At 75.6% G+C, this 14,772-nt stretch carries 15 protein-coding genes; 9 read left to right on the top strand and 6 right to left on the bottom strand.

The genetic code is table 11. The features are described 5' to 3' along the window. Positions 1–3 precede the first annotated feature (3 nt). Positions 4–978 (top strand): aldo/keto reductase, encoded by a 975-nt coding sequence (locus tag AC0VX2_RS06365; RefSeq protein ID WP_475432409.1) that lies wholly within the window; start codon positions 4–6, stop codon positions 976–978. Then, positions 978–1,307, top strand: coding sequence for a PLD nuclease N-terminal domain-containing protein (locus AC0VX2_RS06360; RefSeq protein ID WP_020627854.1), 330 nt, complete (start codon positions 978–980; stop codon positions 1,305–1,307). Before AC0VX2_RS06365 ends, AC0VX2_RS06360 begins: the two co-directional genes overlap by 1 nt. Positions 1,308–1,314: 7 nt before the next feature. Here AC0VX2_RS06360 and AC0VX2_RS06355 read toward each other — a convergent pair whose 3' ends face one another. After that, positions 1,315–1,827, bottom strand: coding sequence for a Rieske (2Fe-2S) protein (locus AC0VX2_RS06355; RefSeq protein ID WP_020627853.1), 513 nt, complete (start codon positions 1,825–1,827; stop codon positions 1,315–1,317). A 94-nt stretch (positions 1,828–1,921) separates the two neighbouring features. Between AC0VX2_RS06355 and AC0VX2_RS06350 the strand changes: the two genes are divergently transcribed. Beyond that, the gene (locus AC0VX2_RS06350; RefSeq protein ID WP_020627852.1) at positions 1,922–2,578 is read left to right on the top strand and encodes a hypothetical protein; all 657 of its coding nucleotides are present in this window, start codon (positions 1,922–1,924) and stop codon (positions 2,576–2,578) included. Between the two features lie 41 nt (positions 2,579–2,619). Here AC0VX2_RS06350 and AC0VX2_RS06345 read toward each other — a convergent pair whose 3' ends face one another. The 4 genes from AC0VX2_RS06345 to msrB form a co-directional block, all read right to left on the bottom strand. Further along, the gene (locus AC0VX2_RS06345; RefSeq protein ID WP_036317899.1) at positions 2,620–4,791 is read right to left on the bottom strand and encodes a 3-hydroxyacyl-CoA dehydrogenase NAD-binding domain-containing protein; all 2,172 of its coding nucleotides are present in this window, start codon (positions 4,789–4,791) and stop codon (positions 2,620–2,622) included. 76 nt (positions 4,792–4,867) lie between these two features. Continuing rightward, entirely contained in the window at positions 4,868–6,118 is a 1,251-nt protein-coding gene (locus AC0VX2_RS06340; protein ID WP_036382839.1) for a ribonuclease D, read from the bottom strand. 71 nt (positions 6,119–6,189) lie between these two features. Next, a complete protein-coding gene (locus AC0VX2_RS06335; RefSeq protein ID WP_020627849.1) occupies positions 6,190–6,804 on the bottom strand; it encodes a DUF3000 domain-containing protein in 615 nt (204 codons plus the stop codon). 75 nt (positions 6,805–6,879) lie between these two features. Continuing rightward, the gene (gene msrB / locus AC0VX2_RS06330) at positions 6,880–7,395 is read right to left on the bottom strand and encodes a peptide-methionine (R)-S-oxide reductase MsrB (protein WP_020627848.1); all 516 of its coding nucleotides are present in this window, start codon (positions 7,393–7,395) and stop codon (positions 6,880–6,882) included. Between the two features lie 87 nt (positions 7,396–7,482). On the opposite strand from msrB, the gene AC0VX2_RS06325 reads away from it, so the two are divergent. Then, the gene (locus AC0VX2_RS06325; RefSeq protein WP_020627847.1) at positions 7,483–8,883 is read left to right on the top strand and encodes an alpha/beta hydrolase family protein; all 1,401 of its coding nucleotides are present in this window, start codon (positions 7,483–7,485) and stop codon (positions 8,881–8,883) included. Between the two features lie 6 nt (positions 8,884–8,889). On the opposite strand, the gene AC0VX2_RS06320 is transcribed toward AC0VX2_RS06325, so the two are convergent. After that, entirely contained in the window at positions 8,890–10,983 is a 2,094-nt protein-coding gene (locus AC0VX2_RS06320) for a M3 family metallopeptidase (RefSeq protein WP_136939970.1), read from the bottom strand. A 99-nt stretch (positions 10,984–11,082) separates the two neighbouring features. Here AC0VX2_RS06320 and AC0VX2_RS06315 point away from each other — a divergent pair, with 99 nt between their 5' ends. From AC0VX2_RS06315 to AC0VX2_RS06295, 5 genes are all read left to right on the top strand, one after another. Next, positions 11,083–11,844, top strand: coding sequence for a YebC/PmpR family DNA-binding transcriptional regulator (locus AC0VX2_RS06315; RefSeq protein ID WP_036317934.1), 762 nt, complete (start codon positions 11,083–11,085; stop codon positions 11,842–11,844). 47 nt (positions 11,845–11,891) lie between these two features. Then, positions 11,892–12,527: a crossover junction endodeoxyribonuclease RuvC gene (gene ruvC, locus AC0VX2_RS06310; RefSeq protein ID WP_036317938.1), complete on the top strand. Its 636-nt coding sequence runs from the start codon at positions 11,892–11,894 to the stop codon at positions 12,525–12,527. 80 nt (positions 12,528–12,607) lie between these two features. Beyond that, positions 12,608–13,252, top strand: a complete 645-nt coding sequence (ruvA, locus tag AC0VX2_RS06305) for a Holliday junction branch migration protein RuvA (RefSeq protein WP_036317942.1) — start codon at positions 12,608–12,610, stop codon at positions 13,250–13,252. Beyond that, positions 13,249–14,271 (top strand): Holliday junction branch migration DNA helicase RuvB, encoded by a 1,023-nt coding sequence (ruvB, locus tag AC0VX2_RS06300; RefSeq protein ID WP_475432404.1) that lies wholly within the window; start codon positions 13,249–13,251, stop codon positions 14,269–14,271. Before ruvA ends, ruvB begins: the two co-directional genes overlap by 4 nt. Before the next feature lie 60 nt (positions 14,272–14,331). Next, positions 14,332–14,763, top strand: a complete 432-nt coding sequence (locus AC0VX2_RS06295) for a preprotein translocase subunit YajC (protein WP_036317946.1) — start codon at positions 14,332–14,334, stop codon at positions 14,761–14,763. The last annotated feature ends 9 nt before the right edge of the window (positions 14,764–14,772 follow it).

Below are 14,772 nucleotides of genomic sequence, written 5' to 3'. Positions count from 1 at the left end.
CCCGTGCGCCACACCCGTCTCGGCCGCTCCGGGCTGACCGTCTCCGTCGTCGGCCTGGGCTGCAACAACCTCGGCCGCCCCGGCACCGCCACGCTGGAGCAGGCCGGCACCAACGCCGTCGTCCACGCCGCGCTCGACGCCGGCATCACCTTCTTCGACGTCGCCGACGTCTACGGCGCCGAGCCCGGCCTGTCCGAGGAGCGGCTCGGCCGCGCCCTGGGCGCCCGCCGCGACGAGGTGGTGATCGGCACCAAGTTCGGCATGGACATGGGCGGTGTCGCCGGCGACGACGGCGGCGCGCGGGGCTCCCGCCGGTACATCGTGCGCGCCGTCGAGGACTCCCTGCGCCGCCTCGGCACCGACTGGATCGACCTCTACCAGTTCCACACCCCGGACCCGGCCACGCCCATCGAGGAGACCCTCCGCGCGCTCGACGACCTCGTGCGCGCCGGCAAGGTCCGCTACGTGGGCCACTCGAACCGGGCCGGGTGGCAGATCGCCCAGGCCGAGTACGTGGCCCGCGAGCTGGGCGTGGAGCGCTTCGTGTCCGCGCAGAACCACTACAACCTGCTGGACCGCCGGGCCGAGCTCGAGGTGGTCCCGGCGGCGGCCGAGTTCGGGCTCGGCGTCCTGCCGTACTTCCCGCTGGCCAACGGGCTGCTCACGGGCAAGTACTCGCAGGGCGACGCCCCCGAGGGCTCGCGCCTGTCCCACGTGCGCCAGCACATGGTGGCCGACGCCGACCTGGAGCAGCTGGCCGCGTTCGGCCGGTTCGCCCGGGAGCGGGGGATCACCGAGGTCCAGGCCGCGATCGGGTGGCTGGCGGCGCAGGGACCGGTGTCCTCCGTGATCGCCGGCGCCACCCGTGCCGAGCAGGTCGTGGAGAACGCGGCGGCGGCCGACTGGCTCGCCACCGCGGAGGACCTGGCCGAGCTGGACGCCCTGTTCCCGGGCCCGGAGAAGGTCGCGCTCTTCTGATGGCCGGCGCGCTGACCGGCGCGGCCGCCGCGACCCCGCTCGTGCCGACGCCGGGGGAGGCCGCCCTGGGCTGGACCGTGTCCGTCGTGGCCGGTGCGCTGTGGGTGGCCGGCTTCGTCTCGCTGGGCCGCAGCCCCCTGGACGCCCGGGCGCGCCTGCCGTGGGTCGGCCTCATGCTGCTGCTGCCGGTGCTGGGGGCGCTCATCTGGTTCTGGTGGCGGCACCGCTACTACCCGGCGCGGCGGCGCGAGCAGCCGGCGTGGGACCCCAACGACCGCTCCGCCGTCGTGGTGCCCCCGCGCCGGCGCTACGGCGCGCCGGAGGAATGAGCCGGGCTCAGAGCTTGACGACGATGCGGTCGTCGACGACGGCCGCGTCGTAGTCCATGAGGGCCTTGCGGGCCGGGCCGCCGAACGGCTTCCCCGAGGTGACGTCGAAGTGCGAGCCGTGGCAGGGGCAGGCGTAGGCCGGGCCCTCCTGCCGGTCCACGACCTGGAGCAGGCAGCCCTGATGCGTGCACACGTTGGTGAAGGCGGTCACCGTGGTCTCGTCCACGCGATGCATCATCAGCGTCCTACCCTGCACCTGCACCTCCCGGGAGGCGCCCACGGGCAGCTCGGCGGCGGGCAGCGCGTCGACGGCGTCGGAGCCGGTGTAGTGGTCCTGCGCGGTGTCCTTCTCACGCAGCCGGTCCGTGCAGCCGGCCAGCGCGAGTGTGCCGGCACCCGCGGCGGCGACGGCGGCGCCGCGGCCCAGGACGGTGCGGCGGGAGGTGTCCGGGCGGGCGTGGTCGTCGCAGCAGCCGGACCGGGAGGAGTTCGGGGTGAGGGGGGAGTCCTGCGTGGTCATCGACCCATTATCGCCCGTGGCGAGGGCGGATGCGACCGGGCCCGACGGGTGCGAGGATCGGGGGGACGGACCCCCGAGCCCCAGGAGCACCGCCGTGACCCACCCCGCCCCGCGCCCCACCGGCGCCGCCCGTTTCGACCTCACTCCCTTCGAGCGGTGGGAGGCCGTGACCCTCGACGACGTGCACGTCGGCTTCCTGCACCGGGTGCTGGAGGACGGCGTGCTGACCACCCGCATGGGCTTCGCCCCCACGCCCGCCCAGCGCGCCGCCCGCGGTGGACTGCCCGAGCGCTACCTCGCCCAGACGCAGGTCGGCTTCACGCCCGACGGGGACGGCTGGGCATGGACGACCCACGAGGACTCCGCCGGAGCCCAGCGGGTGCGCATCGACCGTGAGCGGGCCGGCATCGACGCCGCGGTGCTGCCCTCGTACGCGGAGTACCTCCTCCTCGCGCGGGTGGCCGCCGAAGGCCCGCTCGCCGTGGACCGGCTCGAGGAGGCCTCGCCCCTGCAGGGCGGGCTGCGCGTGCCCCGCGCCGAGCTGCGCCCGGCGGACGCGGGCGGGTCGGACGTGCGGGTGGCCGTCGTCGCGGACGGCGTGGAGCTGGGGGCGCACCTCGTGCGCGAGGGCGCCGTGGTCGCCTCCGACTGGGGCGGGGGCACCGCCTCGACCCCCGTGGCCGACCAGACCGCGGCGACCGCCGGGCTCGACGCGCACGTGGTGACGTTCGCCGGGCTGCCGATCGCCTGAGCCGTGGGCCGGGCCGTCGCGGACGGCCCGGCCGGGGCCGGTCAGGCCTGCGCGGCCGGGTGGAAGCGCCGCCCGTTCACCCGCTCGGCGGCCCCGCAGTCGTCCAGGTACGGCGTGATGCCGCCCAGGTGCAGGGGCCAGTTGGCGCCGAGGATCATGCACAGGTCCACGTCCTCGGGGGCCGCGACGACGCGCTCGTCCAGGAGCAGGCCGATCTCCTCGGCCAGCGCGTCCTCGACCCGGCGCAGCAGCTCCTCGGAGGTCTGCGGGGTCGAGCCCTGCTCCAGCAGGGCCGCGGTCGCCTCCGGGATCTGCTCGCCGGTCGCGCCGGCGGCCTCCTCGTCGCGCCGGTCGGGGCGGACGTCCTTGGCCCAGATCGCGGTCTTGCCGGCGTCGATCAGGCGCTGCAGGTTCGCCGAGACCGGGAAGCGCTCCGCGCCGAAGGACGCGGAGAGGGACTCGGACACGTGCTGGGCCACGGGGATGCCGACCATGGCCAGGAGGGTGAACGGCGTCATCGGCAGGGCCAGCGGGTCCAGCGCGTGGTCGGCCTCGTGCGCGTCGGTGCCCTCGTCGAAGGAGTTCTGCACCTCGCCCATCATGCGCAGCAGGACGCGGTTGACCACGAACGCGGTGGCGTCGTGGACGAGCACGCCGGTCTTGCGGAGCCGGCGGGTCAGTTCGAACGCGGTGGCCACGACCTCGTCCGTCGTCGCCTCGGTCCGCACGATCTCCACGAGCGGCATGACCGCCACCGGGTTGAAGAAGTGGAAGCCCACGAGGCGCTCGGGATGCTCGAGGACCTCGGCCATGGCGGCCACGGACAGGCTCGAGGTGTTGGTCATCAGGATGGCGTCCTCACGCACGATGCCCTCGAGCTCGCGGAAGACGGTGCGCTTGACCTCGAGCTCCTCGAAGACGGCCTCGATGACGATGTCGGCGTCCGCGTACACCGCCTTGTCCGTGTCCGCGGTGATCAACCCGGCCAGGGCCTCGCCGTCCTCGGCGGAGAGCCGTCCACGGGAGACCATCTTCTCGACCTGCGCGCGCACGCCCGCCAGGCCGCGCTCGACACGCTCGGCGTCGATGTCCGTCATCACGACGGGCACCCGCAGGTGCCGGGCGAAGACGAGGGCGAGCTGGCCGGCCATCAGGCCCGCACCGACGATGCCGACCTTGCGGACCTCGCGGGCGAGCTCGCGGCCCGGGTCGCCGGCGGGGCGCTTGGCGCGGCCCTGGACGAGGCCGAGGAACGCGTACACGGTGCGCCGGAACTCGGGGGAGTGCAGCAGCGTCCCGAGGGCGTCCGCCTCGGCCTGGGCGGACTCGGCGCGGGTGCGCGTGCGGGCGCCGGTGAACAGGTCCTCCAGGTGACGGCGCGCCGGCAGGTGGCGTCCGGGGCGAGCGGCCTGCAGCCGCTCCAGCGCCGCCAGGGCGCGGTCCCAGGCGGCGTCGGACACGTCGCGGTCGCGGTGGGCGGCCAGTTCGGCCGCCACGGACTCGTCCCCGGCGACCAGGGCGGCGGCGAGCTCGAGGCCCGCGTCGAGGAGGTCCCCCTCCACGATCCGGTCCATCAGGCCGAGCCCGTGCGCCGCGCGGGCGTCGAGCATGCGGTTGTCGTCGAGGGGGTTCTTCAGCACGACGTCGACGGCGGCCTCCGGGCCGATCAGATGGGGCACGCGCCACACGCCGGACCAGCCGGGGATCAGGCCGAGCCGGACCTCGGGCAGGCCGAAGCCCTTCGCATCGGCGGCCACCACGCGGTGTCCGGCGGCCAGGGCCAGCTCGAGGCCGCCGCCGAGGGCGAGGCCGTTCACGAGCGCGACCGTGGGGATCTCGAGGGCCGCGAGCCGGTCGTAGACGGCGTGGCCGAGCAGGGCCAGGTCGCGGCCGACGTCGTCGGTGAGGCCCGCGATCAGGGACAGGTCCGCCCCGGCCGCGAAGGTCCCCTCCACACCGGTCACGGCCAGGGCCTGGATCGCGCCCGCGGCGGCCCGGGCGGCCTGCTCGTCGAGCACCCGGCCGAGGCCGAGGAGCGTGGCCGGGCCCAGGGTGGCGGGCCGGCGGGGTCCCTGCCCGTTGTCCAGCGTGAGCAGCGCGAGCGTGCCCGCGCCATCGGGCAGGGCGTGGTCGGTCACGGTGACGGTGGTGACGACCTCATCCGGGGCCAGGGCGGGCAGGTGGTCGAAGGAAGCAAGAGAAACGGATGTCATGCGGGTCACACTACCGGCGAGTAGCCTCGGCGTCGACGCGACGCGACGGACCGATCCGGCCGGCCGCGTCGGGGGCTCAGGCGCCGGCGGGATCGGGGTCGAGGAGCGCGACCGTGACGATCGCGCCGACGTTCTCCACCTGCCACGGGCGCGCGCCCCGCTCCGTCAGGAACGCGTCGACGGTCTCGGGGGTGATCGGGGCGGGCGGGGTCCAGCAGATCCGCCGAAGGGTGTCCGGGGTGAGGAGGTTCTCGGTGGGCATCCCCAGCTGCTCGGCCCGTCGGGCGACGCGGGCCTTGGCCGTGCGCAGGCGGCGGTCCGCCACCGGGTCCCGGTCCTTCCAGGCCCGGGGTGGGGGCGGGCCGTCCCCGGTGCGGATCTGCGCCGCGGGGGCGTCGTCCCGCTCGGCGTCCTCGACGCCGGCCCGGATCGCGGCGATCCAGCGCGGGGCCTCGCGGCTCGCGGCGCGGCCGTGGAAGCCGGAGGTCTGGCGCAGGGCGGGGACGGTGCGCGGCTGGGCGGCCGCGGCGGCGACGATCGACCGGTCCGGGATGAGCCGGCCGGGGGCGACGTCGCGGTGGCGGGCGAGGTCCTCGCGGGCCTCCCACAGGCGCTTGAGGACCGCGCGCTGCACGGGGCGGCGCAGCGTCTGGGAGCCCGAGGTGCCGCGCCAGGGGTCCTTCTTCGGCGTGGGCGGCGGGGCCGTGCGCACGTGCTCGAACTCCTGCTCGGCCCACGCGAGCTTGCCGTCGGCCTCGAGGCGCGCGATCAGGGCCTCGCGCAGCGGGACGAGCAGCTCGACGTCGAGCGCCGCGTAGGTGAGCATCGCCTCGGGCAGCGGACGCACCGACCAGTCGGCGGCCGAATGCTCCTTGGCGAGGGTGACCCCCAGCAGCTCCTCCAGGACCGCGGCCAGGCCGACGCGCGGCAGGCCGGACACCCGGGCCGCGAGCTCGGTGTCGAACAGCCGATCGGGGCGCAGCCCCTGCTCGGCCAGGCAGGGCAGGTCCTGGCTGGCCGCGTGCAGGATCCACTCGACGCCCGCGAGGGCCTCCTGCAGCGGGGCCAGCCCGTCGAGGGCTTCGGGATCGACGAGCCAGATGCCGGCGCCCTCGCGCTTGAGCTGGACGAGCATAGCCCGCTGGCCGTACCGGATCCCGGAGGCGCGCTCCGCGTCGACGGCGACGGGCCCGGTCCCCGCGGCGAGCGCCGCGGCGCAGGCCTCCAGGCCCGCGCGGGTGTCGGTGAGCCGGGGGACTCCACCGGCCGGTGTGGCGATCAGCCGCGGGGGCGCGTCCGGGGCGGCCGTCTCGGGGGCGTCGGTCATGCTGCTCCTGTTCGGGGAGGTCGGGGCGGGGACGGGCCGGGGCCCGGTGTGTCGGAGGCGCGGGCGCGCGGTCAGGGGCCGGCCGTGTGGACGTCCGCGGCGTGCTCGGGCGGCAGACCGGCGAACGCGCAGATCATGTCCGACCACGCCTCGAGATGCGAGCCGAGGTCCCGCGGGGCCGGGGTCCACGAGGCGCGCAGCTCGATGTCGGTGGTGTCCGGGGCCGCACTGAGCGTCCCGAAGCCCTCCGCGATGCTGCGCGTCGCGGTGCCGCCGGCGTGGGAGTGCTCGGCGTGGCGGCGCTCGAGCGCCTCCACGAGCCACGTCCACGCGACGGCGCCGGCCAGCTGGTCCAGTGCGACGTCCGGTTCCAGGCTCGCACGGATCCATGTCACCGCCCGGAAGCCTCCCGGCCACCGGGCGTCCGGGGCCGGGTCGTGCAGGAGGACGAACCGCCCCGTGGCCAGCACGCCGCCGGTCGCGCCCGGCCCGTCGCACACGTCGGCGGCGAGGGCGACGGCGAAGGGCGCCTGCCCCTCGGGTGCCGGGATCTCCCGCAGCCGCACCTCGGTCCGTGGCCGCGCATCGCGCAGGTCCGCCAGGGCACGCCGGAACACCCCCGGCGGCACGGGCGCCTCGACCGCCCCGGGGGCGGCGGAGAGGCGACGGGGCCCGATCACGCTCATGCCCGTCAGCCTAGGCTGCGGGGCCCAGCGGGCCGCGGGGGCGCGCCGTGGACGCCACGGCGCTCCCGCACCGGATCAGCGCGCCCCGTCCGGGGCCGCCGCGTCGTCGGCGGGGGCCAGGCGCAGCGAGATCGAGTTGATGCAGTAGCGCAGGTCCGTGGGGGTGTCATAGCCCTCGCCCGCGAAGACGTGACCCATGTGGGAGCCGCACGCCGCGCACCGCACCTCGATCCGCTCCATGCCCAGGGTGGTGTCCTTCAGGTACTCCACCCGGTCCTCCGCGAGCGGTGCGAAGAACGAGGGCCAGCCGCAGTGCGCGTCGAACTTCTCGTCCGAGCGGAACAGCTCGGATCCGCACGCCCGGCACGCGTACACGCCCTTCACGTGCGAGTCCCAGTACTCGCCCGTGAAGGGCCGTTCCGTGCCGGCCCGGCGCAGCACCTGGAACTCCTCGGGCGTGAGCCGTCGGGCCCACTCCTCGTCCGTCAGGCGGGCGCCGCCCGGGGCGGCCAGGGTCTGCTCGGGAGCGGGGACGTCCCGCGCGGGGTCGGGGGTGGGGCCGTCATGGGGGGTGTGGGGAGTCTCGGTCATGCCCGGTGCAACGGTCCGGAGCGCCGTCGTGTTCCCGACCGGCGTCGCATTGGCGGGCGCGCCCGCCCGTGGAGGACAATGGCGCGCATGGCCGCACGACCCCGCCGTCCCCGTCCCCACCCCGCCGACCTGCCGCCCGCCCTGGCCGCCGCCGTCACCGTGGCAGCCCGGCGGGCCGGGGGTCGCGACTCCCGCGTCCGCCGAGCGGGCCGCCTGGTCCGCCGCGGAGTCACCGGATCGGTGCGCGGCGGCGTGGCCGTGGCCTCCCCGGTGGCCCGCTGGGCCCCGCCCGTGCTCAGCGTCGCCGCGGCCTCCGCCTTCGTGCTGGCCGGGGCGAGCTCGGCGCTCGCAGGCGTGTTCGCCCGCACCGTGGTGACCCCCGTGCGCCGCCACGCCGAGTCCACGCCGATCCTCGCCGTCGTCGACACGCCCGCCGGGCAGGACGTGATCCTGCAGGCCGACGAGTACACCACCGTGCCCGGCCAGTACTCCCTCACGTTCGACGACGGCGCCGGATGCGCCCGCATCGGGGAGATCACCTCCTTCGACCCCCGGGACGGCACGGTGCAGCGCGCGGTCGAGGAGGTCTTCTCCGGCGATCTGACGACGGCGACCCGGGGCCGGTTCACCGGCTTCGTCTACCCGACCCCCGCCGACGCCGGGCTCGACGCCGAGGACGTGCAGGTGCCGGTGCCCGGCGGCCACGCCCGCGCATGGCGCATCGAGCCGGACCCCAGCGAGGACGGCGAACCCCGTCCCGCGGAGGGGCTGTGGGCGGTGATGGTCCACGGCCGCGGTGCGCGCCGCAACGAGGGCATCCGCGCCGTGCCGACCGCCCGCCGCCTGGGCATGACGTCGCTGCTGATCTCCTACCGCAACGACGGCGACGCCCCGGACGCCGCCGACGCCCGCTACGGGCTCGGCACCACCGAATGGGAGGACGTCGAGGCGGCCATCCGCTACGCCCTCGACCACGGCGCCCGGGACGTCGTCCTCTTCGGCTGGTCCATGGGCGGGGCCGTGGTGCTGCAGACCGTGGACCGCTCCCCGCTGGCCCCGCACGTGCGCGGCGTGGTCCTGACGGGCCCCGTCATCGACTGGGTGGACGTGCTGCGCCACCAGGCCCGGCTCAACCGGATCCCCGAAGCCGTGGGCCTGCTCGGCCAGTGGCTGCTGGCCAACCGGGCCGGCCGGTTCATCACGGGCCTGGCCGCCCCCGTGGACCTCAAGGCCCTGGACTGGGTGACCCGCGCCGACCACGTGCGTGTGCCCACGCTGATCCTGCACTCCGAGGACGACGAGTACGTGCCCGTCGGCCCCTCGCAGGACCTGGCCGAGCGCAACCCGGACCTCGTGCGGTTCGTCCGCTTCCACCAGGCCCGCCACACCCGCGAGCAGAACGTGGACCCGCGCAAGTGGGACACCACCGTGCGCGGCTGGCTGCGCGCCGTGCTCAGCGCCCCCCGCCCCGGCGGCCGGGGGCGCTGACCGCGCTCAGGCCGCGGCGTCCGCCAGCCCCCGACGGCGCAGCAGCGGCTCGAGCTCGGCGTCCCGGCCACGGAACGCGCGGTAGGACTCCAGCAGGTCACGCGTATCGCCCCGCGAGAGCAGCTCGTCCGCGAACCGGCGGCCGTTCTCCCGCGTCATCCCGCCGTGCTCGCGGAACCACTCCACGGCGTCCGCGTCCAGCACCTCGGCCCACACGTAGGAGTAGTACCCGGCCGCGTAGCCGCCGCCGAAGATGTGCTTGAAGTAGCCGGTGCCGTAGCGCGGAGGCACCAGGTCCGGGTCGATGCCCGCCTCGGTCAGCACCCGGCGCTCGAACGCGGCCGGGTCGGCCGTGGCGGCGTCCACCGTCTCCTCCGTCAGCGAGTGCCAGGCCCAGTCCACGAGTGCCGCGCCCAAATACTCGACCGTGCGGTGCCCCTCGCCCCACAGGTCCGCCGCCTCGAGCCGCTCCAGCGTCCCCGCCGGCAGCGGCTCGCCCGACTCCACGTGCCGCGCGTACGCGGCCAGCAGGGACGGCTCGCGCAGCCACACCTCGTTGACCTGCGACGGGAACTCGACGACGTCGCGCGGCACGTTCGTCCCGGTGAGCGAGGCGTACTCGCCCCGGGCCAGCAGCCCGTGCAGGGCGTGGCCGAACTCGTGGAACAGCGTCGTGGCCTCATCCAGCGTCAGCAGGGCCGGACGCCCCGCCGTCGGGGCCGGCACATTCATCGTGGTGAACACCACCGGGCGCTCGCCCAGGGCGTCCGCCATGTCCCGCACCGTGTGCATCCAGGCACCGCCCGACTTGGTCGGCCGCGCGAACAGGTCCGCGACGAACAGACCCACCCCGGCACCGTCCTCACCCGTCACCTCGAACACCCGGATCCCGGGGCGGTACAGGTGCCGCGCCAGCTCCGGGCGCTCGGCGAACGTGAGCCCGTACAGCGCCGTCGCCGCCGCGAACACGCCCTCGGTCAGCACCCGGTCCAGCTCGAAGTACGGGCGCAGGGCGTCCGCGTCCACCGCGAACTCCTCCCGCGCGTACGCCGCGGACAGCGCCGGCCAGTCCCATGGGGCCACCTCGGCGTCCGTCCGGCCCGCGTGCGCCGCCGCCGTCGCCGCGTCCGCCCGCGCGTTGGCCATCGCCCGCGGCGCCATCGCGGCCAGCAGCTCCTCCACGGCCGCCGTCGACGGCGCCGCCCGGTCCTTCAGCGCCTGCTCGGCCCAGCTCTGCGCCCCCAGCAGCCGCGCCTTGCGCAGCCGCAGCCGCACCATCGCCATCGCCGTCGTCAGCGTCTCGTGCTCCCCGGACCCGCCCCGGCCCGTCGACGCCTCGAACACCTCGCGCCGCATCCCCTCGTCCTGCAGGGACGCCAGCCACGGCTGCGACGTGAACAGGGACAGCGTCAGCAGCCACGGGCCCGCCGCCGCGTCCCCGTCCCCGTGCCCCGCCTCGGCGGCCGCCCCCGCCGCCGCGGCCAGGTCGTCCTCGCTCAGACCGGCCAGGCGCTCGCGGTCCGTGACGAGCACGGCGCGGGCGGCGGTGTCCGCGACGAGGCGGCGCGTGTAGGCGGCCGAGAGGGACGCCAGCTCCGTGTTGATCCCGCGCAGCTCCTCGCGCGCGGCCTCGTCCAGGTCCGCCCCCGCCAGGGAGAGGCGCAGGCGCAGCGTCTCCAGCAGGCGGGCGTCCTCGCCCGTGAGGCCGCCGTCGTCGATCGAAGCGGCGCGCGCCGCCAGCCGCGGGTCCAGCAGGATCGCGTCCTCGTGGGCCGCGAGCTCGGGGGAGAGCTCCTCGGCCAGGGCCTGCCGCGCATCCGTGCCGTCCGAGCCGACGAGCGTGAAGAACATCGCGGCGGAGCGGCGCAGCAGCTGGCCGGACAGCTCGAGCGCACGGACGGTGTTCTCGAAGGTCGGCGCCGTGGCCGCCCCGAGGATCTGGTCGACCTCGGCGCGCTGGGCCGCCATCCCCGCGCGCACGGCCTCGGCCAGCTGCGCGTCGGAGACGGCGGAGAAGTCGGGCAGCCCGTAGGGCAGGTCGGAGGGGGTCGCCAGCGGGTGGTCGGCGGGCAGGACGGAGGGCGCGGAGGTGTGGGTCATGGGCGCGAGTGTAGTCAGCCGTGATCCGCGCCACCCCACCGGGCGTCGCTAGACTGGGCGGTCGAGCCAGCAGACGAGATCCAGACCTGAGGAGGCGTGATGGCAGGACATTCCAAGTGGGCGACCACCAAGCACAAGAAGGCCGTCATCGACGCGCGGCGCGCCAAGGCGTTCGCGAAGTACATCAAGAACATCGAGGTCGCGGCACGTGCCGGCGGACCCGACGTCGCCGGCAACCCCGCCCTCGACCTGGCCGTGTCCAAGGCCAAGAAGGCCTCGGTGCCCAACGACAACATCGACCGCGCCGTCAAGCGCGGCGCCGGCCTCACCGGCGAGGTCATCGACTACGCCGAGATCATGTACGAGGTCCGCGGCCCCCAGGGCTCGGCGCTGCTGGTCGAGTGCCTGACCGACAACAAGAACCGCGCCGCCGCGGACGTGCGCGCGGCCGTCACCCGCAACGGCGGCACCATGGCCGACTCCGGCTCCGTCTCCTTCCTCTTCGAGCGCAAGGGCCTCGTGCGCCTGCCCGCCGAGGGCAACACCGAGGACGGCCTGCTCGAGGCCGTGCTCGAGGGCGGCGCCGACGCCGAGGAGGTCGTCGTCTCCGGCGACTCCTTCGAGATCCTCTCGGACCCCTCCGACCTGCAGTCCGTGGCCAAGGCCCTCGACGAGGCGGGCGTGGAGTACGAGTCCGACGAGCTCGAGTTCGTCCCCACCATGAAGGTGGACCTGGACGCGTCGGGCGCCCGCACCTTCCTCAAGCTGGCCGATGCCCTCGAGGACCTCGACGACGTCCAGAACGTCTTCTCGAACGTGGACATCGCCCCCGAGGTCCTCGCCGAGCTCGACGAGGACTGATCGCGCTGAGCGCGCGCCGGCCCGCCGACGTCGTCCGGATCCTCGGGGTGGACCCGGGGCTCACCCGCTGCGGGATCGCCGTGGTGGACGTGGACGCGCGACGGCGGGCCGCGCTCGTCCACGTCGAGGTCACGGGCACCCCGCCCACCGCCCCCCTGGACCAGCGCCTCCTGCGCATCGACGAGGCCGTCTCCGCGGTCCTCGCCGCGCACCGGCCCGATCGCGCCGCCGTCGAGCGCATGTTCGCGAACACGAACACGCCGACCGTGCTGGGCACGGCCCAGGCCGCGGGCGTGGCGATCGCCGCGGCCGCGCGCGCCGGCGTCCCCGTGGGCCTGCACACCCCCTCCGAGGTCAAGGCCGCCGTCACCGGACACGGCGATGCGGGCAAGGAGCAGGTCACCACGATGGTCACCCGGATCCTCCGCCTCGACGCCCCGCCGCGCCCGGCCGACGCGGCCGACGCCCTCGCCTTGGCCATCGCCCACGGCTGGCGCGGCACCGCCCTCGGCGCGGCCGCCGGCCAGACCGGCCTCGACACCGCGGACCTCGCCTCCCGGGCGGGGCGCTCGCAGTTCGCCGCCAAGGCGCCCGCGCGCGCCCGCCCGCGGGGCCAGCTCACCGCCGCGCAGCGGGCCTGGCTCGACGCCGAGCGCTCGGCGGGCGGCGGGCGACGCCGGTAGGCCGCTGCCGGGCCGGCGTTCGATGATATGTTCGAATCCGCGCCGACCGGCGTCCGTCCGTCCCGACAGGAGGGCCCCTCATGATCGCCTCGCTCAGCGGCACCGTCGAGCACGTGGCCCTCGACCGGGCGGTCATCGCCGTCGGCGGCCTGGGTGTGCAGTTCTCCGCCACCCCGCAGACGCTGGCCACCCTGCACGAGGGCCGGCCGGGGGCGGTGCAGACCCACCTCGTGGTCAAGGAGGACGCCCTGACCCTCTACGGCTTCGCGGACCGCGACGAGCGCGAGGTGTTCGAGGTGCTCATCACGGCCAACGGCGTGGGTCCCCGCCTCGCCCTGGCGATCCTCTCCGTCCACCACCCCGAGACCGTGCGCCGGGCGGTCACCGAGGAGGACGAGAAGACCCTCACCCGCGTGCCCGGCATCGGGCCGAAGATGGCGCGCAAGATCATCGTCGAGCTCTCCGGCCGCCTCGCGCCCACCGGGGAGCCGGTGCCCGAGGCGGAGGCCGAGGCGAGCGCCGAGCCGACCGTCGAGGCGCTCTGGCACGCCGACGTCGTGCAGGCGATGGCCGGCCTGGGCTGGTCCGAGAAGGAGGCGCTCAAGGCCGTCGAGGCCACCGTGGCGGCCCGCCCGGAGCTGGACGAGGGCCGCGACGTCGCCGCGCTGCTGCGTGCCACCCTGCGCGACGTCGGCATGGCCGGCTCTGTGCGAGGCGGGCGATGAGCGCGGAGTCCTCGCCGCTGTCCGCGGCGGCCGTCGACCCGGAGGAGCGTTGGCTCGAGGCCGCGCTGCGCCCCAAGCACCTGGACGAGTTCGTGGGCCAGATGCGCGTGCGCGAGCAGCTGGACCTCATGCTCGCCTCCGCCCGGCTGCGCGACCGCGCCGCGGACCACGTCCTGCTCTCCGGTCCGCCCGGGCTCGGCAAGACCACGCTGGCGATGATCGTGGCCGCGGAGATGAACGCCCCCCTGCGGCTGTCCTCCGGCCCCGCGATCCAGCATGCGGGCGACCTCGCGGCCATCCTGTCCTCGCTCACCGAGGGCGAGGTGCTCTTCCTCGACGAGATCCACCGGATGTCCCGCCCGGCCGAGGAGATGCTCTACATGGCCATGGAGGACTTCCGGGTGGACATCGTGGTGGGCAAGGGCGCCGGCGCCACCTCGATCCCGCTCGAGCTGCCGCCCTTCACGCTCGTCGGCGCCACCACGCGGGCCGGCCTCCTGCCGGGGCCGCTGCGCGACCGCTTCGGCTTCACGGGCCATCTGGACTTCTACACCGAGGTGGAGCTCGAGCGCGTCCTGCGCCGCTCCGCCCTGCTGCTGGACATGCGGCTGGCCACGGAGGGGTACCGGCAGATCGCCCGGCGCTCGCGCGGCACCCCGCGCATCGCCAACCGCTTGCTGCGCCGCGTGCGGGACTGGGCGCTCGTGAAGGGGCTGGCCGAGGTCGGCGCGCACGACGCCGCCGCCGCCCTGGACATGTACGAGGTCGACGGGCGCGGCCTGGACCGGCTCGACCGGTCCGTGCTCACGGCCCTGTGCACCACGTTCGGCGGCGGGCCCGTGGGGCTCAGCACGCTGGCCACCGCCGTGGGGGAGGAGGCCGAGACCGTGGAGACCGTGGCCGAGCCCTTCCTCATCCGCGAGGGCATGGTGGCGCGGACCCCCCGTGGCCGCGTCGCGCTGCCGGGGGCCTGGGAGCACCTGGGCCTCGCCGCTCCGGAGGCCACGCCGGGGCCGTGACGCCCAGGGCGGGCCCCTACACTGGACAGGCCCGCCCACCCCGAGCATCAGGAGTCCCCCATGCCCGTCGCCACCGCCGCGACCCTGCCCGTGATCGCCCAGCAGGCCCAGGGGGGTGGCGGCAGCCTGCTCATGCTCATCGCCTTCGCCCTGCTCGCGGTGATGCTCTTCCTCTCCTTCCGCAAGGGCAAGAAGATGCAGCAGCAGCAGGCGCAGATGCGCAGCACCCTCGCCCCAGGCGTCGAGGTCATGACGGGCGCCGGCATCTTCGGCACCGTCGTGGCCGTGGACACCGAGGGCCAGCGGGTGACGCTGGAGACCGCCCCGGGCACCCGCATGGACGTGCACCTGCAGGGCGTCACCACCGTCGTGGAGCCGGAGACGGCCGCCGCGCCCACCACGGACCCGTCGCGTCTGGATGACGCCCCCGGCACCGAGTACCGCGCCGACGACGCCGACGACCCGCGTCCGCGCCGCGACGACCTGGCCTGAGGCCCACCC

Source organism: Micrococcus sp. iso_239 (assembly GCF_056173395.1).
The sequence above is the reverse complement of the archived record's forward strand: the minus strand, read 5'-3'. Positions and strand labels throughout refer to the sequence as shown.

Bases quoted from the DNA above. Each gene is read 5' to 3' on its own strand.
- ruvB (WP_475432404.1), top strand. From the start codon at position 13,249: ATGAGCGCGGAGTCCTCGCCGCTGTCCGCGGCGGCCGTCGACCCGGAG.
- AC0VX2_RS06315 (WP_036317934.1), top strand. From the start codon at position 11,083: ATGGCAGGACATTCCAAGTGGGCGACCACCAAGCACAAGAAGGCCGTC.
- AC0VX2_RS06335 (WP_020627849.1), bottom strand. From the start codon at position 6,804: ATGAGCGTGATCGGGCCCCGTCGCCTCTCCGCCGCCCCCGGGGCGGTC.
- AC0VX2_RS06325 (WP_020627847.1), top strand. From the start codon at position 7,483: ATGGCCGCACGACCCCGCCGTCCCCGTCCCCACCCCGCCGACCTGCCG.
- AC0VX2_RS06295 (WP_036317946.1), top strand. From the start codon at position 14,332: ATGCCCGTCGCCACCGCCGCGACCCTGCCCGTGATCGCCCAGCAGGCC.
- msrB (WP_020627848.1), bottom strand. From the start codon at position 7,395: ATGACCGAGACTCCCCACACCCCCCATGACGGCCCCACCCCCGACCCC.
- AC0VX2_RS06320 (WP_136939970.1), bottom strand. From the start codon at position 10,983: ATGACCCACACCTCCGCGCCCTCCGTCCTGCCCGCCGACCACCCGCTG.
- AC0VX2_RS06360 (WP_020627854.1), top strand. From the start codon at position 978: ATGGCCGGCGCGCTGACCGGCGCGGCCGCCGCGACCCCGCTCGTGCCG.
- ruvA (WP_036317942.1), top strand. From the start codon at position 12,608: ATGATCGCCTCGCTCAGCGGCACCGTCGAGCACGTGGCCCTCGACCGG.
- AC0VX2_RS06345 (WP_036317899.1), bottom strand. From the start codon at position 4,791: ATGACATCCGTTTCTCTTGCTTCCTTCGACCACCTGCCCGCCCTGGCC.
- AC0VX2_RS06355 (WP_020627853.1), bottom strand. From the start codon at position 1,827: ATGACCACGCAGGACTCCCCCCTCACCCCGAACTCCTCCCGGTCCGGC.
- AC0VX2_RS06340 (WP_036382839.1), bottom strand. From the start codon at position 6,118: ATGACCGACGCCCCCGAGACGGCCGCCCCGGACGCGCCCCCGCGGCTG.